The 20,323-nt window shown below is 62.1% G+C and carries 15 protein-coding genes and 2 pseudogenes; 5 read left to right on the top strand and 12 right to left on the bottom strand.

Features of this window, described 5'->3' with window-relative positions; genetic code table 11:
• Window positions 1-233: 233 nt before the first annotated feature.
• On the top strand, window positions 234-1,235 hold the full coding sequence (locus B5525_RS02140) for a sensor histidine kinase (protein ID WP_079564412.1): 1,002 nt from the start codon (window positions 234-236) through the stop codon (window positions 1,233-1,235).
• Window positions 1,236-1,277: 42 nt separating this feature from the next.
• On the opposite strand, the gene fdhD is transcribed toward B5525_RS02140, so the two are convergent.
• The 4 genes from fdhD to B5525_RS02160 form a co-directional block, all read right to left on the bottom strand.
• Window positions 1,278-2,135, bottom strand: coding sequence for a formate dehydrogenase accessory sulfurtransferase FdhD (gene fdhD / locus B5525_RS02145; RefSeq protein WP_079564413.1), 858 nt, complete (start codon window positions 2,133-2,135; stop codon window positions 1,278-1,280).
• Window positions 2,136-2,144: 9 nt separating this feature from the next.
• The gene (locus tag B5525_RS02150; protein WP_079564415.1) at window positions 2,145-2,744 is read right to left on the bottom strand and encodes an HdeD family acid-resistance protein; all 600 of its coding nucleotides are present in this window, start codon (window positions 2,742-2,744) and stop codon (window positions 2,145-2,147) included.
• Between the two features lie 189 nt (window positions 2,745-2,933).
• Window positions 2,934-3,659 (bottom strand): response regulator transcription factor, encoded by a 726-nt coding sequence (locus B5525_RS02155; protein WP_244567805.1) that lies wholly within the window; start codon window positions 3,657-3,659, stop codon window positions 2,934-2,936.
• Window positions 3,556-9,054, bottom strand: a complete 5,499-nt coding sequence (locus B5525_RS02160) for a trifunctional serine/threonine-protein kinase/ATP-binding protein/sensor histidine kinase (protein WP_079564418.1) — start codon at window positions 9,052-9,054, stop codon at window positions 3,556-3,558. The genes B5525_RS02155 and B5525_RS02160 overlap by 104 nt, the downstream gene beginning before the upstream one ends.
• Before the next feature lie 347 nt (window positions 9,055-9,401).
• On the opposite strand from B5525_RS02160, the gene B5525_RS02165 reads away from it, so the two are divergent.
• Genes B5525_RS02165 through B5525_RS02175 form a run of 3 tightly spaced genes read left to right on the top strand, consistent with a single transcriptional unit; the run spans window position 9,402 to window position 12,503 of the window.
• Window positions 9,402-10,724 (top strand): extracellular solute-binding protein, encoded by a 1,323-nt coding sequence (locus B5525_RS02165; protein ID WP_079564420.1) that lies wholly within the window; start codon window positions 9,402-9,404, stop codon window positions 10,722-10,724.
• A gap of 10 nt (window positions 10,725-10,734) precedes the next feature.
• Entirely contained in the window at window positions 10,735-11,670 is a 936-nt protein-coding gene (locus tag B5525_RS47100) for a carbohydrate ABC transporter permease (protein WP_079564421.1), read from the top strand.
• Window positions 11,667-12,503 (top strand): carbohydrate ABC transporter permease, encoded by an 837-nt coding sequence (locus B5525_RS02175; RefSeq protein WP_079564423.1) that lies wholly within the window; start codon window positions 11,667-11,669, stop codon window positions 12,501-12,503. The genes B5525_RS47100 and B5525_RS02175 overlap by 4 nt, the downstream gene beginning before the upstream one ends.
• 10 nt (window positions 12,504-12,513) lie before the next feature.
• Here B5525_RS02175 and B5525_RS47455 read toward each other — a convergent pair whose 3' ends face one another.
• The 5 genes and pseudogenes from B5525_RS47455 to B5525_RS02195 form a co-directional block, all read right to left on the bottom strand.
• Window positions 12,514-12,600 (bottom strand): hypothetical protein, encoded by an 87-nt coding sequence (locus B5525_RS47455; RefSeq protein ID WP_338075298.1) that lies wholly within the window; start codon window positions 12,598-12,600, stop codon window positions 12,514-12,516.
• Window positions 12,561-13,025, bottom strand: a complete 465-nt coding sequence (locus B5525_RS02180) for a winged helix-turn-helix domain-containing protein (RefSeq protein WP_338075323.1) — start codon at window positions 13,023-13,025, stop codon at window positions 12,561-12,563. Before B5525_RS02180 ends, B5525_RS47455 begins: the two co-directional genes overlap by 40 nt.
• A gap of 116 nt (window positions 13,026-13,141) precedes the next feature.
• The gene (locus B5525_RS02185; RefSeq protein ID WP_244567806.1) at window positions 13,142-13,531 is read right to left on the bottom strand and encodes a response regulator transcription factor; all 390 of its coding nucleotides are present in this window, start codon (window positions 13,529-13,531) and stop codon (window positions 13,142-13,144) included.
• Between the two features lie 326 nt (window positions 13,532-13,857).
• Window positions 13,858-15,113, bottom strand: a pseudogene (locus tag B5525_RS02190) (extensin family protein).
• A 447-nt stretch (window positions 15,114-15,560) separates the two neighbouring features.
• On the bottom strand, window positions 15,561-15,899 hold the full coding sequence (locus B5525_RS02195) for a hypothetical protein (RefSeq protein WP_079564425.1): 339 nt from the start codon (window positions 15,897-15,899) through the stop codon (window positions 15,561-15,563).
• A 177-nt stretch (window positions 15,900-16,076) separates the two neighbouring features.
• On the opposite strand from B5525_RS02195, the gene B5525_RS02200 reads away from it, so the two are divergent.
• Entirely contained in the window at window positions 16,077-17,336 is a 1,260-nt protein-coding gene (locus B5525_RS02200) for a FecR domain-containing protein (protein ID WP_244567807.1), read from the top strand.
• Window positions 17,337-17,392: 56 nt separating this feature from the next.
• Here B5525_RS02200 and B5525_RS02205 read toward each other — a convergent pair.
• The 3 genes and pseudogenes from B5525_RS02205 to B5525_RS45750 all read right to left on the bottom strand — a co-directional run.
• Window positions 17,393-18,328 (bottom strand): annotated as a pseudogene (locus tag B5525_RS02205) (sensor histidine kinase); the annotation flags it as partial.
• A gap of 427 nt (window positions 18,329-18,755) precedes the next feature.
• Window positions 18,756-19,448: a response regulator transcription factor gene (locus tag B5525_RS02210; RefSeq protein ID WP_079564426.1), complete on the bottom strand. Its 693-nt coding sequence runs from the start codon at window positions 19,446-19,448 to the stop codon at window positions 18,756-18,758.
• A gap of 242 nt (window positions 19,449-19,690) precedes the next feature.
• On the bottom strand, window positions 19,691-20,221 hold the full coding sequence (locus tag B5525_RS45750; RefSeq protein WP_079564428.1) for a hypothetical protein: 531 nt from the start codon (window positions 20,219-20,221) through the stop codon (window positions 19,691-19,693).
• Between the last annotated feature and the right edge of the window lie 102 nt (window positions 20,222-20,323).

A 20,323-nucleotide genomic window follows, 5' to 3' on the forward strand; every position in this document is an offset into this window, starting at 1 on the left:
CACACTCGAAGATCCGCCGACTGCATCCGGCAAACCGGATAAGCGACTGTAACCGATGGAGGCGATCCGGGCTTTCTGGAAAGAACGTCCGTTGTAAATTCGCATGGGCGCGGCTGCCTGCTTCGCGGACGAGCATCTCCCAGTGCCTTCACGAAACCATGCGATCATTTTGAGAAGAAGATTCTCCGGCCTTCCCTACGATCCGCAACGCTATCACCGCCAACGGTGGGTCGTTGGTCATCACCGAGGAACCGCACATGCACGGCATATTTGCAGACGAGCATCAGACTTCCCGGCAGGCCAGGTCCGGTTCGATAGTGCGTGCTGAAGCGTTGGGAAAACCGCGCCTGCGCGACGCGAGGAAGCCGCGTGTTACGGCCGAGATCATTCATGCATTCGACCGGCAGGCACCGCAGCGCGACCCCGGCAAATCGCCTAGCGCGGACAGGCCTGCCCCGGTAGCGCCAGCGATCCGTCGCCACGACGACGGGCATTTCTTCGTATATAACGGAACAACCTACGATATCGGCAGCATGATCAACTCAAGCCCCGACGCGGAATCCCAGTTCTTTCGCAACGGAACTGTTCACGACCTCAGAAATCTTCTGCAAATTCTTTCGAGCGGCGTAAGCGTTGCGGAGAGCCGCGTTGAGCAGGGCCGCGCCGACGAAGTTCCGGAAATTCTCGGGAAAATCGGCAGATCTGTGGAGAAAGCGAGCGCACTGCTGCGCCAGATGGTCCGAATCCCCCTCTCGCCCGTGGCGGCGGAATCCGCCGTCGACATCGGCAAGATGCTGGCGACCCTGGACGCGTCGCTGCGCTGGGCGCTCGGTCCATCCAACGAACTGACGATCGCGGTTGCCCCGGACCTGCCGCCGGTTTGCTGCGTTGAGGGTGAGCTGGAAAACGTTGTCCTGAATCTGGTCATCAATGCGCGAGACGCGATGCCGGACGGGGGACGGGCGGTCATCGAAGTCACCCGCGGCGCCAGGTCTGGCACCGGCGGTGGGGTGGTTCTCCGCGTCCACGACACAGGGATTGGAATGGATCCCGGCGTCGCGGCAAACGCCTTCGAGCCTTATTTTACCACGAAGGGCTCGGCCGGCGGAACAGGATTGGGACTGGCGATGGTCGCAGCCTTTGCTCGATCGCTCGGAGGTTCGGCCCGGATCGAGCAGGCCTCGACCAAGGGCACCACCCTCGCGCTTCATCTCCCCACCTTGCGGCAAATCTGAACCTGGACCACGAACCGCCCAGCGTAGGCGACGCGGTCCGCTTTAACCGGCTGGAAAAAGTTCGAACTCGTCAGATGTCTTCGGTCGCGCTTTCCCGGGAAAGACGATCCGGCCGGGATGCGTGAAAACCTCGTATCCGTCGTCGCGGGCGATGCCGACCAACGTGATCCCCGCCGCATCGGCGATCTCGATCGCCAGCGTCGTTGGCGCTGAGACCGCGATCAGCAACGGCACGCCGATCATCGCGGTTTTCTGCACCATTTCGACCGAAACGCGACTGGTCAGAAGAACCGCTCCGTCCGAAAGAGATCCGCCTTCGCGCATCATCGCGCCGGCGAGCTTATCGAGCGCGTTGTGGCGGCCGACATCCTCCCGGACCACGCCGATACCGGCCGAAGCCCGCCAGAACGCCGCCGCATGCACAGCGCGGGTGGCTTGGTTGAGATGCTGCAACGGCGCGAGCGCCCGCATGGCATCGAGCAGGTCGCAAGCGTGAAAAATCGTTTCGCTCGCAACTTGCGGCGCAGTGCGAGCAGCCTGTTCGAGGCTTTCGATGCCGCAAAGCCCGCAGCCAACCGGGCCGACCGTCGCGCGCCGCCGGGCGGCCAGAGATGCGGTCCGATCTCCCTCGAGCCACATCCGGACTTCAACGCCGAGATCGCCAGCGATCAGCTCGATGCTCGCGATTTCGCCCGCCTGCTCGACGATACCCTCGGTGATGCTGAAGCCGATGCCGAAGTCCTCGAGATCGGATGGCGTCGCCATCATGACCGCATAGGTCGATCCGCCATAGCTCAGTGCGACGGCCTTTTCCTCCGCAACCAGCCGGGACGCCGGCCCGGCACGGCCGTCGCGCCATGCGAGTTTCGGTCGTTCTCTGAAGGCCGCGCTCGCGATCATCGCGGCAACTCAGGCCGGGACATGCCTGTCCCTGTGCCGATCGGCGCGCGCCTTGAGGGCTATGCCAAAGGCGACAAACCCCCAACCTTGAAAGATCAGATCGACCACGAGCATGGCACCAAGAAGCCAAAGGCTGATGACCGGCCATGCCGCGATCAGGATGACGCCGACGCAGAACGTCAAGACACCCGCGGCTACGATCCATCGCCAGCCTGCCGCGGGCCGGGAATGAAATCCAGCCCACGCGCGCAGGACACCGGCGACCAGCAGGAGGACACCTGCCAGAAGCGACAGCGTGAGCGAGCCTAGAATAGGATCGTATAGAATGACCGTGCCGGCGGCCCCGTAAACAATCCCGCCGATTAACCAGTACAGGAAGCCCCGGACGCCGCGCGCCGAAAACGCATGCACGATCTGAAAAATCCCTCCCACCAGCATCGCCGCCCCGATGAACAGCACCGACGCCAGGTTGGCCGCGAGCAGGTTCGTGGAAGCGATACCGCCAAGAATGAGCTCGCCGATACCAAGCGCAATAAACCAGCCCCATTTTCGATCGATGGCGCGGATAGTGCTGCCCAATGAAGGTTTGATCTCCACTGCGTCTGCCATTGCTCAGCCTCGGGTCGGGATACCGCGTTACTCCGAAAAGACCAGCTTCCTGCCCGGAAACGGGTCATCGAGTAGAGATATTTGCAGGCGTTCAGGTCATCGTCTTTTCAAATGGATCGTCGGCGTTCCGGTTTTGCACGACCCGCGGGTCGGAATCACACAGGCGGCGCTCGATCGTCGGCCGGAGGTCTACGCTTTCGACGGGGTCAGCTTCAGCCTGTCCACCATCCTGACCAGCTCGGTCAGCGACTGCGTCTTCATCTTTCGCATCACGTGTCCGCGGTGCGCCTTCACCGTCGCGAGGCTTATTCCGATATCTCCGGCGATCTGCTTGTTGAGGCGGCCGGCCAGCACCAGTTCAAGCACCTCGCGTTCGCGCTGCGTCAGCGTGTCGAAGTTGGAGCGAATTTCGGCGACGGCGCGCTCATTATCGCGGTGGGCGCTATCCTTCTTGATCGCCACATGGATGGCGTCCAGCAACTCCTGATCACGAACGGGTTTGGTCAGGAACTCGACGGCCCCGGCCTTCATCGCCCGAACCGACATCGGGACATCCGCATGTCCGCTGATGAAAACAACGGGCAGATGCACATTCGCCTCGATAAGGCTATCGTGAAACTCCAGTCCGCTCCGTCCCGGCAACCTGACGTCGAGGACGAGGCATCCCGGGCCGTCAGGGCGTGGATGGTCGAGAAATTCCTGAACCGAGGCAAACAGCTCGACGCGCAGGCCCACGGACCGCAGCAGGCCCTCGAGAGCTTCGCGGATATCCCGATCGTCATCGATGATGATGACGGTCGGTTGAGCATCGTTACGAGACGTTTTCAAGCGAGTCCCTTGTGGCTGCCGCGGGCAATGCGCATTGGAAAACAGTCCCATGGGGAAGACGCGGCGACGCCCAGAGACGGCCGCCATGGGCTTCCACAATCGAACGTGAGATCGACAAGCCCATACCCAGCCCCTCGCGCTTGGTCGTGAAAAGCGGATCGAAGATCCGATCGGCGCTCGCTGGATCGAGCCCCGTACCGCAATCCTCCACCGCCACCAGAACGCGACCTTCCTCGTCGAGCCGGGTGTTGACCCGCAACACCCGTCGCTGCAGGCCACCCATTGCCTCGATGCCGTTCAGGATAAGGTTCATGATCACCTGCTGCAACTGGACCCGATCCCCCATGATCGTTTCGAGGCCGTGGCGCAAATTTGTCTCGACCGAAACGTCGTGCCGGCTCAGTTCTGCCCGCATCAGTTCCAGAATATTCTCAATCACGCCGTTGATGTCGATTTCCGCCATCTCGGGCGGGGATTTGCGGGCCAGCGCCCGAATGCTCCTGATGACTTCCGCGCCGCGGTGACCGTTTCTGACGATGCGCTCCGCGGCATTTCGCGCCTCGCCGAGGTCGGGCGGGTCCTTTCCGAGCCAGCGCAAGCAGGTCTCCGCATTGGTCACGATCGCCATCAGCGGCTGATTCACCTCATGCGCGATCGAGGCCACCAGCTCGCCCATAGTCGTCAGCCGCGCGACATGCACGAGATCGGCCTGGGCGTCGCGCAATGCATCTTCGTTCCGCCGTTGCTCGCTGACGTCGATGGTGGTCCCGATATATTCGCGGATCTCGCCAGATTCTCTCATGATCGGCCGGCCCGCACCGTGGACATATTTGAGCAGCCCGTCCGGGAGTACGATCCGGAAGTCGCACGCAAACCCCGCGCGGTCGCGAATTGCGATATCGAGAACTTGCTGAACAAACGCGCGGTCTTCCGGGTGAAGTCTCTCCAGAAACAGCTGGAAGTCAGGCGGATTGTCCTTCGCCGGATCGTGGCCGAAGATTCGGGAATGCTCCTCCGACCAGAACAGCTTTCCGGTCGCTAGAACCCAGCTCCAGCTGCCGGTATGGCTTATCTTCTGTCCCTCGCTCAGGAACGCCTCGCTGCGTACCAGATCGGCATAAAGGTAGGCGTTCTCAAGCGAGATCGCCGCCTGCGATGACAGGAATTCCAGCACCGCGATCCGCTGCGGCGTAAACGCATTCGGTGTCAGATTGTTTTCGAGATAGAGGGCGCCGACCAGCTCGGCTTGCTTGATGACAGGCAAGCAAAGAACGGATTTGGGGCGGCGTAACCGCACATAGTGGTCGTCCACAAACAGGTTGCTCGCCGTGGCATCGTCCATGATCAGACTGGCCCGCGTCCGGACGACATAGTCGAGCGCGGATTCCGGAAGGTCCTGGCGCGAGACGATTTTCTCCTGAAGCGCGACCTCCACTCTGCCACGATCGGTGACGGCCTCCGCCGCTATCTGAGGCTCGTTGTTGCGAAAGAGGATGAGAATGCCGCGCTCGGCTCCTGCATGCTCGATGGCTATTCGCATCAAGGTCTCGATCAGGGCGCTCAGCACGATCTCGCCAGACAGCGCCTGGGACGCCTTGAACATCGTGCCTATGTCCAGCTGCTCGACCGACGCATCAAAGGTCGTACTCGGAGCCAGCGGCGTTGCGGGACCGCGAAGGTATGGGTGGCTTCGGTCGAGCTGACGAACCTTGCCGTCGGCGCCCCAGCGGACATAACAGTCCCGTGCATCCCGCAGATAGACGTCGCAGATCTTCTTCAATCCACGCGCCATGTAAAACCGGGCGGCAAGCTCGTTAGCAATCCCCTCGTTCTGGACGAAGCCGTGCAGGCGCGCCGAGCGAATGGCGTCCTCGTACAGCTGTTCGGCATCCAGCTCGCGGCCGTTCAGACGCGCTATCTCGGCTTCCAGAAGCGCTGCGCGGTTCGCAAAATTCTCCGGGCAGTTTTCCGCCCAGGCCGTAATCTTTTCGTGATGCGCGGAAAGCGCCTCCAGGTGCTGCCGCCGCTGGTCGGAGGTCGCGGAGTCGCAGGCCGCCGCCCGCGTGAGCGCGCCATAGAAATGATACTCGGCGAGCTCGAAATCAGTGGCCAGCGCCCAAAGCAAGGGCGTGGCTTTCGATGCCGCCGCCATGGCAGACGAATAGTCGCCTGCGAAGAAAAGCGCCTGCAGCTTGCGTATCCAGTAGCAGCCCATGGGTTTGGCAAGCCGGGGGTCGCTCTCCAGATGCTGTTCGAACACCCTTTCCTCAAATGCCGTGTCGTCGAAAGAGGCGGACTCCGGAGCGGGCCGGCGAAGGCTCCGGACCAGCGCAAGCTGCCCGACGATCACATCGACGACGAGGCCGAACTTCGCCTTCCGCGCAAATTCGAGCGCATTCTCGACCTCTCGCTCGACTTCGCCGAGCGGTTCGCCAACGGCGAGGAAGTTCGTGACCAGGTCGACGCTGCTATAGGCCGCATAAGAGAGTTCGCCCGCCTGCTGTGCCGCATCGAATGCGCGCCGCACATAGGCGCGGCAGCTCGGAAGTGGCTGCATCCAGGGAGCAACGTGATTGCTGAAAGTCTGGTAGACGCGGGCCCGGAGACCGTCGTGCTTCTCCGTCAACGCCAGGCCTAGCTGGCTGAAGCGGTAGCCCGACCGGTAATCGCCAAACAGCCGGCCCAGCACTGTGCCCAAACACACATAGGCATAGGCCGACACATCGCCATTGCCGTATTCCAGACTGAGCGTCGCCATCCGGATCGAAATGATCGCGCCCAGGCCCTCGCTACTGAAGTTGGCCGGAGGCACCAGCGTCGAAAGGACGCTCATCACGGCGCATTGGTTCAGATCAGTCATTGGCGGCAGATCGACAAGCGCCTCGATCTCCCGAGTCCCAAGCCGCTGCAACAATCTCTCATAGTCGCGGCGAACATCCTCCATTGTCGCGGGCGACGGCAGCTGGATGCCAACCCGCCGGAGATATCCCAGGCCGACCTCGACCGCCCGGTCGCTCTGGTCCAGATTGGTATACAGGGTCACGCGCAGGCATGTGACGGAGGCCTCTTCGACCCGGTTCTCCACCCGGCCGGAAAGCTGCACGAGCCGTTTCTCCGAGGACGCCAAATCTCCGGTCAGGTACTCGCATTCAGCTCTAAACAGCTCGAGCGCAAACGCGAGCTGATAAGTCCGCTCCCACTTGTCGTCCTCCAGTAACGCGCTGCCAGCGGCCAGATAGGCCAGGGCCGACGCGTAGGCGGTAGTCGCCCTGGCGCGTTTGCCTGCCAGGAGATTGAGCTCAGCGACATGCTCGCGCTCCTCCCGGGACGCGATCAGCGCGACCCCGCGATCGAATTGATTGACGATCTCGAAGATGTTCTCCTCGAACTCCTCCGGCGCCTTCAATGATGACGAAAGTGCTCTTCCGATCCGCAGGTGCGACGCAGCCCGCTCGTCTTCGGGGGTCACGACGTAAGCGGCCTCCTGGACGCGATCATGGAGAAATGTGTAGCCGCTGTTTTGGCGCAGCACGAGACCCGCCCGAACGGCTTCCCAAAGTGCTGCGTGGATCTGCTCCTCGGATCCTCCATACACCCGGGTCAGGGTAGCGATCGTGCAGTTGTTGCCCAGGCACGCGAGTTGCTGCAGGGCCGCCTGCGCCGCCTTGGGCAGCCGCCGCAGCTTCTCGATCATGAGGTCTACCACGTTGTCGGTGAAACCCTTGGCCCGGATTCGTTCCATGTCCCACCGCCAGGCGAGCGCGCGCGGATCGAACGCGATCAGCCCTTCCTCCGCCAGCGCGGCAAGAAACTGGATCGTGAAGAAGGGATTGCCGGCGGTCTTCTGATGCACCAGTTCGGCCAGCGGTTCGGCAAGCGCCTGACTGCATCGGAGCGCTTCTGCGATAAGCCGGCAGACATCGCCGCGTCCCAGCGGCGCCAGCACAATCTGCGTCGTTCGCGCGCCGGCCTTGCCGACCGAAGCCAACATGCGCATCAGGGGATGGGCGAAGCTGACTTCGTTGTCCCGGTAGGCGCCAATCAGCAGAAGGTGCTTCACCTCGGGATGCGTGACAAGATGCTCGAGCAGATCAAGGCTGGCTGCATCGAGCCATTGCAGGTCATCGAGAAACAGCGCGAGCGGATGCTCCGGCCGGGCGAAAACGGCGAGGAAACGCCGGAATACCATCTGGAAACGATTCTGCCGGTCTTGCGGCGAAAGCTCCGGAACCGCCGGCTGCTCTCCGATGATGAGAGGGAGCTCCGGAATCAGGTTGACCATGATTTGTCCGTTCGGACCGAGCGCCTCCAGCAGCGTCCGTCGCCATTGGCTGACTTCCGCCTCGCTCCTGGCAAGGATTTGCCGGACCAGCGACTGGAAAGCCTGCGCCAGCGTCGCATAGGGGATGTCGCGCTTGTATTGGTCGAACTTGCCGCCGGCAAAGAGACCGCGCGCCGGCGTCAGCGATTTGTGAAGCTCGCTCACTACCGACGACTTGCCGACGCCGGAATAGCCGGAGACCAGCACCAACTCGGTGGTGCCCCTGGCCACCACCTGATCGAACGCCGCGACCAGCGCTGCGATCTCGGCCTCGCGCCCATATAGTTTTTCGGGGATCAGCAGCAGGTCCGAACCGTCATGCGCGCCCAACGAAAACGTGTCGATGGAGCGGCGCGCCTCCCATGCCTTCAGGCAGCGCTGCAAATCGGCCTCGAGACCGGCGGCCGTCTGGTAGCGGTCCTCGGCATTCTTGGCCAGAAGCTTCATGACGATGGAAGAGAGCTGGGCCGGAGCCGTGGCCGATCGATCGCAAGGCGGGATCGCACGACGCGCGATGTGGCAATGGATCCATTCCATGGGATCGGAGGCCGCGAACGGCAAGACCCCGGTGAGCATTTCATACAGGGTGATGCCTAGCGAATAGAGATCGCTGCGGGCGTCGATTGAGCGGTTCATGCGGCCGGTCTGCTCGGGCGCGATGTAGGCAAGTGTCCCGACGATGCCTTCGGGCGGCGCGGGCGCCTGGCGCTCGCGCGGCAGCCGCGACGCAATGCCGAATCCGGTAAGCCGCACATCGTCGGTGGCGTCGACGAGCACATTCGCCGGCTTGATGTCCTTGTGAATGAGACCATGCCGATGGACGTGGCCGACGACGGCCGCGAGGTTGATGGCGATGCGCAGGAATTGAATCAACTCCAGCCGTTGATTGAGAAGGCGGTCGAGCGGCTCGCCGCCATTGTCCTTCAGCACAAGGGTAGCGGATCCCTTGTCGCGGACCAGCGCCAGAGGCAGCGCCGCCCAGCTGGAATCGAGCTCGTCCGCCAACGCGTATTCGTGCTCGAGCCGCTTGATAAGCGTCGGCCGACCCGCGACAAGCGCCAACACTGGCACGGGATTGTTGGGCTGCCGGGCGCGATGCAGCGCAAACTCCCCATCGTCTCGCAGCGTCTCTAGCTTGTAACCGGTGAGGTCCATTTTCATGGTCCCTACCCAGATATCCCAGCATGCGTCCGTTGTCATCCGTCGGCCAGTATCGGCAGACCAATCCGACGAAGGAAATGTGCTGGCGGAATGGGATCCAGCCCACACGCGATCTCAATAGCGCAGGCGCTCTTTAGACAAATGTGACACTCGCAAGAAGTGTGACACTCGCAAAAAGCTCCAGCAGCGCGATAAGTTAGAACCGTTCGAAGTACGGACCGAACCAGCCTTCTTGCTGGCATATAAGCAAAACAGCATACTTCCTGAATTGCAATAGATCGAGGCCCCCCTCCGCGTTTGCTTCATCGGCGATCCGCGGGAGAACGCGGACATCGGGACGAACCGAAATGAAGTTGAAGCCAGGATCGCGACTGTTTGCAATTCTCTTGAGCGGCTTGCTACAGTCGCCCGATGTTGCGCACGCGGGGGATCTGGTTGCGCCCGATCGGATAGGCCGCCTCGATGCACCCAAGAGTTTTTCCTTTCGCGTGCTCACGGTACACTCGAACAACAACGCACAACCGAAATTCGCGGCGCGGATGGCGGCGCTGTACGAGAAATATGCCCACACTCATCCTGACTGGCGCGTCAACATTCAGTTGATGTCTCTTCAGATCCCACAGGAGCACGCGCGGCTGCTGGAACAGGCGAGGAGTGGGACAGCACCGGACTGTTCTGCGGTGGATTCTTTCGAAGTTCCCCTGTTCATCCGCGCCGGCGTTCTCCAGCCGATCGATCAATATTTCACCAAGGAAGAAATTGACGATCTTTTTCCCTTTATCCGGCCGATCGTCTCCGATGCCGAAGGCCACATCTACGCCTGGTGGTGGACGACTGATCTGCGCTTGCTCTACCGCAATATGGCGCTTGTCCCCGACCCGCCCCGCACCTGGCAAGAAACCAAGCAGGCGGCTATGGCGGCCAAGCGAGCGGCGGGCCCCGGCCTCGAAGGATTCCTGTTCAACGGCGGTCGCAACGAAACCACGACGGTCGACTTCCTGCCGCAATTCTGGGCGCAAGGCGGCAAGCTCGTCGACGAAAGGGGAACTCCCGTCTTCGGACAGGAGCCGAACAAAACCTATCTGCTGAACGCGATCGCGTTTTATCGTGACTTGATCCAGTCGGGCGCATCGCCGGCCCGCGTCGCGAGCATCAGCAATTATGACGACCTCACCGCAGCTTCTATCTCCGGCAGCGCGGCCATGATGGTCAATGGCGATTGGGCGATGAGCCAGATGCGGGCGGCGATGAAGCCTGAGACTTTCGCAAAATGGGCGGTCTCGATGCTGCCGGGACCGACCGCCGATCAGCGCTCCACTGCGAGCGGCGGCTGGACTTTCGCGTCCTTTTCGAAGGATCCCGTGAAGGTGAAGGCATGCATGGACCTCGTCCGTGAGGTCTATATGGGTCCGGCCACCGAAGTGCTGGAGCGCCTGCCGACACGCCAAAGCGAGTTCAATTCGCTGCCGATGTTTCGCACCGATTTCTATCTGCAGATCAAGCAATATCTGAAGCTGGGCCAGGCGCGGCCCGGCCTTCCGATCTACACCGAAATCTCGAACCGACTGCAAATCGCCATCAGCGAAGCGCTCGCGGGGACCCGGACACCGGAGGCCGCGGTCGACGAAGCGGTGGATCAAGTCGCGAAAGCCGCCGCACGTTACCAATGAGAGCGCCGGCATGACGTCGGCAGTCAAGCAAGGCCCGAGACACCAACGATCCGGCGGCGGGCGCAGAGGCTGGCGGTTCGACCTCGACCGACATCCCGTCTGGTGGTTGTTTCCGCTCGCGCTCCTGTTAACCGCCTTCTATCTCTATCCGGTCCTCGAAGTCGTTCGAACAAGTTTCACGGACGCGACGCTTCTGAATTCGGCCTATTCTTACACGCTCGCCAGCTACCGATCCGTTCTTGCGGATTCCGCTCTGCCCCAGATCTGGCTGGCGACTGTTATTTTTGTCGCCGGCAGCGTTATCGGCCAGACAACGCTCGGGCTTTTGATCGCCTTGACCCTTGAGGCAGGATTTCGACGCCGTTTGCCCGGGGTCAGGACAGTTCAGGTCGTCGTGCTGGCGACCTGGATCATTCCCGGCGTTGCTTCGGCAATCATCTGGCAGCTGCTCCTGAGCGAGGCTAATTTCGGCTTCTTCAATGCGATGTTGGGACTGTTTTCGTTGTCGCCGGTGCCGTGGTTGTCGGATGCCAAGGTTGCGATCTGGTCTGCGACTTTGGCGAACATCTGGCGCGGCACCGCGCTCAGCATGATCTTGCTTTACGCGGGCCTGAAAACCATTTCCCCAGGTCTGTACGAAGCCGCCGCGGTCGATGGCGCCACCGCTCTTCAAGCTTTCCGCTATATTACGCTGCCAAGATTGAGACCCGCGCTCCTGATCAACGCCGTTATTGTCAGCGTCTTCTCCCTTAACACATTCGAACTCGTCATGCCTTTGACAGGTGGTGGCCCCGGGCGTTCAACGGAGGTTCTCGCATTGGCCGCCTACAATGCGGTCTTTCACGATTTCAATCTGGCGCAGGGCAGCGTCCTTGCGGTTCTGATGCTGCTCCTCAATCTTGCCTTCACGGCCGTCTACTGGCTGACATCGAGGGGGCTGCGTTGAATTCCCGCGCCCGCAATGAAGCAATCCCGATCTATCTCGCGCTTGCCTTGATTCTGTTGTTCTTTGCGCTCCCCCTGTTTTGGCTGTTGTCGTTGTCCATTCGCACGCCGGCCGAAATCCTGATTGCGGAGGTGCGCATCGTTCCGCATTCGCCCACGCTGCAAAATTTTGTGGAAGTGTTGGGAAATCAGCAGTTCCTCGGCTATCTCTGGAACGGCGTCACGCTTTCGGTCGTCGGCGCCGCATGCGCTTGCGTCGCCGCCGCCCCCGCGTCCTACGCGTTTTCCCGCCTCAAATTCCCCGGCAAGACCCAACTGCTGTTCGCGGTGCTCGGGTTCCAGATGATTTCGCCGCTGGTGATCATGTTGCCACTCTACCGCTATATGCATGCGCTGGGCCTCACCGAGTCCCATCTCGGCGCGGCCCTCGTCTATGCCGCGGTCGCTGCGCCGATCGCTACCTGGACTCTTAAAGGGAGTTTCGACGCCATTCCGGAAGAGCTCGAAGAGGCGGCGATGATCGACGGCTGCACCCGCTCGCAGGCATTCCTGCGCATCACATTGCCTATCGGCCTGCCGGGGCTGGCGTCGACCTTCATTCTGACGACGATGCTGGGGTGGTCCCAGTTCATCGTCCCGTTCATCCTGCTCAGTCAACCCGATATGTTGCCGATCTCCGTCGGCATCTTCAACTTCCTGGGCGCCTACACGGGTTCGGCGACGCAACTCGTCGCGGCCGCGAGTGTCTTGTCCCTGCTTCCGGCCGTTGTCATCTTTCTCTTCTTTCAGAAATTCGTCGTAGGTGCCCTGACCGCAGGTGCCTTGAAGGAATGACGTTCGAAATTCAGGTCGGCGCCCGCAAGATGAAGCCGGCACCGCGGACACTATAGATCATCGGGATTTCGTTCGGAGCGTCGACCTTGTGACGCAGTCGGCCCATATGGACGTCGACCAGATTCGTGGTCGGAAAAAACTTGTAATATAATTCCAGACCTCCGCCAGCAGCGTAGCCCGCGTCAGCAACAGGTTGCTCCGGCGCATCATGTATTCCAGCAATCGGAATTCCCGGGGCAACAATTCAAGCGGTCGCTCGCCGCGCCTGGCGCTTCTCTTGATGAGGTCGATTTCCAGGGTCCCTGCCCGCAGCAGGGACTCGCGCGACTCCATCAGCGCTTGCAGTGTCGCCTCTAATCGAGCGACGCGTTCCACGATCGCCGCCCGGTCGACCGAATCCAGCCGGCCGAACAGGGCGGGGTGGATCTTTTCGGCGACTTCGCTCTGCTGCCGGCCGCCGTGCCACGCCCCATCGCCGGTTGCCCGCTGTCTCGACGGCGCGCGTGACGGCGCGGTCGGCACGACACGTCTGTTCGTGAGTTCGTTGTCGGCGTTGCGGGTTTTCCTGTGCATCTTGCGACTTGTCCTTCTCTTGATCTTTCACGCCGTCGATAATTTCTCCGAAGCGAGCAACGAGATCACGAGGATCCCCCCTCGCGCCGCTGCTCCAGCGCGAGCTGAATGCAGTTAAGCAAATCGTCCTTGGTGATGGGTTTTTCGAGAAAGCAGATCGCCCCGGCCCCTAGCGCCTGCGCACGGCGGTGCGGGTCCGAAAATGCCGTGATGAAGATCGTCGGAACCCGCTGACCGGATGCGGTCAGCCGCTGCTGAAGCTGGATTCCCGACATTCCGGGCAGTTTTACGTCGGCGATCAGGCACGACGTCTGATTTAGGCGGCCGGATTGCATAAAATCCTCGGCGGACGAAAACGCCTGGACGGCGAAGCCAAACGCCTTGAGGAACCCCTCGATGGCGTCACGAACGGATTTGTCATCGTCGATGCATGCGATAAACGGATCTTGCGACACGGCAGTTTCCCCGAACCGACACCAGAGATATCGCCAGCTCCCCTGATCGCTCAATTGTCCCGGCGTAGCGGCTACTTGGCTGAAGGTTGGGGAACGACCTAGACTATGGTCTAAGTGGAAACGGCTTAGACAGCCGGATGGGATCGCCGCGACTAGCCGTTCCGGGGGCCGACCGTGTGTGTTGATGATCGCGCTGCACGGCGGTCATCGAGCAGGCGGGAATTTGCCGCGATCTTCCGAAATTCGCCGGCATCGCGCCGAAGGGTCGGCCGGCGATCCTCCTGCGGCGAGACCCGACCCACCGCCCGCCATGGGTCTGCCCCTTATTACTCGTCCTCGAACTCGTCTTCCTCGTCGACCTTGGCCTTGCGATGCGCCGCGACTTTCCGTCCCCCAGCGATCCCGTCACGTTGGGTTCGCGCGAGGCGTAGGGATTGCGGCCCGCGGCGCGCGCGGCGACCTCTTCGCCGGACATCGCAGCCGGCTGGCAGATCAGGCGCCGCGAGGCGCGGCGCATCAAATCGACGTGGATGTGATCGAAGTGATAGACGTTCGAACCCGGCGCCAGCACGGTGGTGAACTGCTGGCAGGCGGTCGCCTGCACGTCGCGCAAAAAGCCCTGCTCTTCCGGCAGCCCCTTCCAGCCGTCCCTCACCGAAATGTGCCGGCCGTCGGCGAGCGTAAAGCCGGCGATATCCAGCGCGTTGCCGAAGGCGTGCTCGGAAATATGGGCGTAGGAATTGCCGTTCATGCCCCGGCAGGAATAGGCGGAGATCTGCTTGATCTCGACCACGCGCGCGCCGAACCAGCGCATGGCTGCAGGCTGCACGGAATCGGCGAGCCAGCGGTCAAGCACCGAGACGATCGGACAAGCCAGGGTCGCCGCCGGTCTTACGGCGACAGCGCCAAAGGCGGCGACGGAATTACCTTGCGGCGGTCCGAGTCGCGGCAACGGCGCCGCCTGCGGATAGCCCGTGCCGACATCGGGACGCGGCGAATAAGGCGCTGTCGCGCGGTCGCGTGACGGGTAGGCGGGCGCCGCCATATAAGGTCCCGGATATTGTCCGTTGGTTGCTGGCGGCGAGTTTGCCCCCGGCGCGCCTTCGGGCGGCAGCTCGATGTCATCCTCCTCGGGCGCGACACCCGGCGGTGCCAATGAAATCGGCTCGCTCGGCGAGGAACCATAGGCCGGCTGGCGCAGCGCGCTGTTGGTGTATGGCGATGGCGTCGGATAAGGCGCCGCCGTTGGCTGCGGCGGCGGTTGCGAGACCGGCCAGTGTGGCTGGTTGCCGATATTGGCGGGCGGTCGCAAACTTTCGTCGGCGAAACCGAAACTTCCGCTGCTTTCGCCGAGTGCTGCGACCTTGAGCGGAAACTCTGCGCCGCAGACGCCGGGGCCCGAAATCGGGTCGATCCGGACCAGTTCCGGGGTCTCCTTGACGGCGCCGGATTTCAGGCACGCGATTTCGGCCTCGGCCCGCCATGGTTCGCGCTCCGCGGACTGAAAAAATCCGCGGCCGCAGCCAGCCAACGAGACAAGGACGAAGGAGCCGACGAGATACAAACGAACTCCGCGCGTCATCCCTGCAGGTTCGACGAATTTATTTAAGGACTCTTCAACGCCATGTTTTCATTATTCTTTAACCACGTTGCGCAGCGCAGCGAGGTGGCGGAGGGACAGCGACGCTGACTTTTCAGTCGGGAACGGATCCTTATCTCAATTGTTACAACGGGCAGCGGACGTAAACCACGGAGCTTCCCAAATGACCTTCACGGGTCCTTTCGTCAGCAAACTGAGCGTTATAGCCGCGTACGTCGCATTCGCCTTTGTCGGCGCCATCGTGTTCGGCGTGTTCTAGCGTTCAGGTTGCCCAGATTTCACAACGCCCGCGGTTCTGGATTTTTCCAGCCGGCGGGCGTTTTCATTTTGATACCGGGATAAGCTCGAAGCGCGTTTTCGCGCTAGCCGGATGTTCTGTGCGTGGATGGCCGGGACCCGCCTCGGCCATGACGGAAGGCGCATCAAGTTTCAAAAATTCGAACAGCTCGATCCGGTGACCCCGCCGATAGTAAAATCCTTGCACATCAGACCGGGATTGTCGGGATCTGGATACATGCCGTCACGCGAGCGGTCGCGGACCGTGTGATTGTGGCGCCAGCCGCGAGCGAGCATGCAGCGCTTGTAGGCCGCAGGCGTCGGCTTGCCGTTCTGCGGGGCGCCCAATGTCTGCGAGCAATAATTGGTGTCGGCCCGCAGTATCTCGTCGCCGCGCGGCTGTTTTGTGATGTTGTCATAGACAACGCTATCGGCATGCGCGCTCAGCGCGCCGCCGAGCAGCAACAGCGTGACCAGGGCCAAACGTTTCATCTTCGATCTCCATCTTTGCGACAGTCGCCTTGGTCATCGGTCGCGCCAGAGCGATGCACCGGTTCAGAGGCGATCGATTACAAATTGGAAATGGGCCCTTCATGCAGGATGGCCATTCAGCCGCCGTTCAGCCGGCTGGGTTATCAATCGCGACTGAAATCGGGGGCATTTTCGATCGTGACGAGGCAGCAGTTTTCGTTCGCGGCATTGTTGATGTGCTGGCTGGTGGCCGGCACGCATCCCGCCAATGCGATGCCATCGCCTTTCGAGACCGATGGTCCTGCGGCTGCATCGGACCCAGCTCCCCGCCTGACCAGGCTGGCGCAGACCCAACCGGCGGCGCAAACGCCTTCCGCGCCGGCGCCGAGCGCGGCGCCACCGCCTGCTACTGCACCCTCGCCCGCGCCCGCCGCCGACGAGCCGATCGGCAATGTCGCGACGCTCACCGGCAGCGCGACCGTCACCCGCAACAGCGCCGCGACGCCGCTGCATCTTCAGGACGACATCTTCCAGGGCGACATCCTGCAGACACAGGCCAATTGCACGCTCGGCGTCACCTTCACCGACGCAACCACCTTCAATCTCACCGCCAACGCCACGATCACGGTCGACAGTTTTGTCTATGAAGACGGCGGCAAAAAAAACGGCGCGCTGTTCGATGTCGCCAAGGGCACCGTGGCGTTCGTCGCCGCTGCCGTCGCGCATACCGGCGACATGCGAATCTCGACGCCGTCGGCGACGCTCGGCATTCGCGGCACCACCGGCCTGATCGAGGTTCCGCAGGGAGCGTCGGCGGCGAACCCCAGCACTGTCGCCATAAAACTTTATCCCGACGCGGATGGCCGGGTCGGACGGATCGAGGTCAACGGCCGCGACGGCTCGCGGCTTGGCTCCCTCACCCAGGGATCGAGCGGTTTTACCATCCGGCCCGGCGCCATGGGCCGCTTTGCGGCGGTGCCGCTCGTGATCACCCCGCAGCAGGCGCTACGCGATCAGGGCATCGTGCGTCAGGTCCACGCCGCGCAGAGCGTCGGCCGCCAGATCGTCACGCAACGGCGCATCCAGCGCCAGCAAAATCCGAACCAGAATCCGGCGCGCGCCAATCCGCTGCGCCAGCCCGGCCCGCAGCGGCAGAACAGCCTGCCGCAACGGCCTGGCCAGCCGCAGCGACCCGGCGCGCCGCAACAACCCGGTTCGCCGCAGCGACTGGGCGCACCGCAACAACCCGGTTCGCCGCGCGAACCCGGTTCGTTACACGAACCTGCATTGCCGAACCGCGCCGGCGAGCCGCAACTGCAGCCGCGCCCGGGCGTGCAACCGGGGCTCAACGCGCCCGGCGTGCAGCGGCCTGAACTACAGAACCGGCCCGCACTACTGCCACGGCGGCCGGCGCCGCCCCTCGCGCCAAAAGGAAAGCCGCGCAGGGAAAAGCGGTAGGAACGGGTGCAACGAAATTCTGCCGCTCGCGCCTGCGCGCGATACGACATTCGCGATTAACCGGTCGGCGCCGAAAACCACAGTCTGAATGTGAGACCCGGCGAGTTGTCGAGCATTTCGATCCGCGCGCCATGAAGGCGGGCAACGGCCGCGACCAGGCTGAGCCCGAGGCCGTTTCCTGGCGTGTAACGACTGTGTTCGAGCCGGTAAAAGCGCTTGAAAACGTGCTCGTATTGGTCGGGGGGAATTCCGCGCCCGTCGTCGGCAATCGAGATCATCGGCTGGCCGTCGATGTTTTCATTCGCGACGACGACTTGCCCTCCGGCGCGACCATGCTTGATCGCATTGTCGACGAGATTGGCGATGGCATCGAAAATCAGATCACGATCGCCGGTCACCAGCACCTCACGATCGCCGACAACAGTGAGACGGGTACCGTCCTGTTCGGCCGCGGCATCGTACAACTCGACGACCTCACCGGCGATTTCAGCCAGATTCACGCTGCGGAACGCTTCCTTTCGCGCCTGGGTCTCGATTTGCGCAATCCGCATAATGGACAACAATATCCGCAACACGGCGTCGAGATCGGCGATGGTGTCGCCGATCAACAATTGATCATTCTCGCCAATGCGCGGACCATGAAAGGCCTTCTCCAGGCGTCCGCGCATTCGCGTCAACGGTGTCCGCAGGTCGTGCGCAACGCTGTCGCTGACCTGCTTGACCTCCCCCATCAAGGTCTCGATGCGGTCGAGCATCAGATTGAGATTCTCCGCGACGCGATCCCATTCGTCATTGGTGCCGCGGAGCGGGATGCGCTTGTCGAGACCGCTGAGCATGATGGCCTGGCTGGTCGCATTGATCGATTCAATCCGCCCCACTGTCCGGCGTGTCACCAGGATGCTCGCGACCCCGGCAAGCACAAATATCAACGCAACGGCCGAGACCACGGCTGTCTTGATCTGATCGGTAAAGCTGTCGAGGTCGCTGATATCCTTGCCCACCAGCAGCCGATCGCCGCTGGGAAATGTTTCGATCATCGCTCGCAGCAGCGGCCGGCGTGGCGCATCAGACGACTCCGGCGCGCGAAACTCCGTCCAGCCTCTGGCTACGGTGACCGTCGATGGCCATGCCCCGAGGTTGCCGCCGAGTACGGCCAGTGACGGCTCGACGAGGAGATACACATTGTCCGCAAAACTTTTGTCAGCGATGCGCTGCTGTATCAGCGCGATCAGCCCGTCGCGCCGATTTCGCTCGTAGGCGGCAAGCAGGCTCGAATATTCGGTCATGATCGCATGATCCGACCGGCTTCGCACATAGGAGGAAGTGGACAGGTAGACATAGCCGAAAATCACCGAGACGATCACGCCGAAGGTCCCGATCGCGATCAGCGCCAGCTTGAAAGTCGATGACGTTAAGGTCTTAGCCAGGAGCACGGAGACGGTACCCGATGCCGCGAACCGTATGGATCAACGGATAGGCTTGCTGGCCGTCGACTTTGCGGCGCACACGCCCGACATAGACGTCAATGATATTCGTCGAGGGATCGAAATGAAGGTCCCAGACGTGCTGCAGCAACATGGCCCGGGATATGACGCGGCCTTCGTTGCGCACTAAATACTCCAGAAGCTGGAATTCCCGCGGCAAGAGACCGATGTCCTTGCCGCGCCGGCTGGCGGTCCGCGACATCATGTCGATTGCGAGATCGCCGACACGCAGGATGGTTTCCTTGGCGACGGTGTCGCTGCGTCGGCCAAGCGCCTCGACGCGCGCCAACAATTCGACGAATGAAAACGGCTTGACCAGATAGTCATCACCGCCGGCGCGCAAGCCGCGCACGCGGTCGTCGACTTCCCCGAGCGCACTGATGATCAGGAAGGGCGCGGCGATGCCGTCGTCGCGCAATTGACGCATGACCGTGATGCCGTCGATGTCCGGAAGCATGCGGTCGATCGTGATCACGGCATAGTCGCTGGCAACGCCGCGGCTTAGTGCCTCGTTGCCGCTGGCGGCCAGATCGACCTTGTAACCGCTGCTCGTGAGCGATTCCACGAGCTGACCGGCGGTTTCCGGGTCATCCTCGACGACCAGAATACGGCGGTGACCTCCCGTCATGGTCTTCCGTCTCCGAACGACTGGCCAAAAGCCTATTTACTTTAGCAAAACCGGAAGTCGCGAAGCGTAAGGAGGCTTGCAAATAAGCGTGATGGCCGCCAGCCGAGCCAGTTTCGGCCTGCTCGATTGACGACCATCCCGATGTCTGGGCCCTTGCCGACGAACCGCGCCGTGGCAGCGGGACTGGCAGAACCGCCAAGGTTCGGTTCTCGCTGCGGCAATTCGCCAGATATTCAGCAGCGCTAGTAGCCGTAGTCGCCGCAGACGTCGACCCACTGCGGTCCATAGGGCGTCCACACTCTGCGCCAGCAGCTATCGTAGGAGGCGTAGAGGAAGGGGCCGCCGACGAAAGCAAAGCGATGGAAGCGGTGATGGAAGAAGCGGCCGTGGCCTCGGAACCCGAAACTTGAAAATCGGGGCGAGAATCCAGCATGCGCAAAGCGAGCACCCGCGAAATGGCCACCGCTAAAATGCGCGCCGCCATTCATGGCACCGAAATGCGCGCCGCCGCCCCAGCCGCCAGCGTGCATGCCGCCGCCCCAGCCGCCGGCGTGCATCCCTCCTCCCATACCCATGCCTCCCATGCCGCCATGGCCTCCTCCCATACCCATTCCTCCATGACCGCCCCCCATGCCGCCGCCTCCCATGCCGCCGCCCCCATGACCTCCGCCACCACCACCACCGCCGCCGCCGCGCGCGAGCGCCGGTGACGCCAGGGCAAGCGCAGCACTGAGCGCACCTGCGACGAGGCACCTAAGGATCTTGCTGTTCATCCCAATTCCTCCGTGGTTGAATTGAAGCGACCAATGTCGTCGCGAGAAGAAGACGATCAGGAGACCCAAACGATCCAATGGTTTCAAATGACAAATGCGACA

It is taken from the genome of Bradyrhizobium erythrophlei, from assembly GCF_900129505.1.
In the GTDB taxonomy this organism is placed as follows: Bacteria; Pseudomonadota; Alphaproteobacteria; order Rhizobiales; family Xanthobacteraceae; genus Bradyrhizobium; species Bradyrhizobium erythrophlei_D.

Bases quoted from the DNA above. Each gene is read 5' to 3' on its own strand.
- B5525_RS02195 (WP_079564425.1), bottom strand. From the start codon at position 15,899: ATGAAACGTTTGGCCCTGGTCACGCTGTTGCTGCTCGGCGGCGCGCTG.
- B5525_RS02155 (WP_244567805.1), bottom strand. From the start codon at position 3,659: ATGGCGGCCGTCTCTGGGCGTCGCCGCGTCTTCCCCATGGGACTGTTT.
- B5525_RS02160 (WP_079564418.1), bottom strand. From the start codon at position 9,054: ATGAAAATGGACCTCACCGGTTACAAGCTAGAGACGCTGCGAGACGAT.
- B5525_RS02210 (WP_079564426.1), bottom strand. From the start codon at position 19,448: ATGACGGGAGGTCACCGCCGTATTCTGGTCGTCGAGGATGACCCGGAA.
- B5525_RS02165 (WP_079564420.1), top strand. From the start codon at position 9,402: ATGAAGTTGAAGCCAGGATCGCGACTGTTTGCAATTCTCTTGAGCGGC.
- B5525_RS47100 (WP_079564421.1), top strand. From the start codon at position 10,735: ATGACGTCGGCAGTCAAGCAAGGCCCGAGACACCAACGATCCGGCGGC.
- B5525_RS45750 (WP_079564428.1), bottom strand. From the start codon at position 20,221: ATGAACAGCAAGATCCTTAGGTGCCTCGTCGCAGGTGCGCTCAGTGCT.
- B5525_RS02150 (WP_079564415.1), bottom strand. From the start codon at position 2,744: ATGGCAGACGCAGTGGAGATCAAACCTTCATTGGGCAGCACTATCCGC.
- fdhD (WP_079564413.1), bottom strand. From the start codon at position 2,135: ATGATCGCGAGCGCGGCCTTCAGAGAACGACCGAAACTCGCATGGCGC.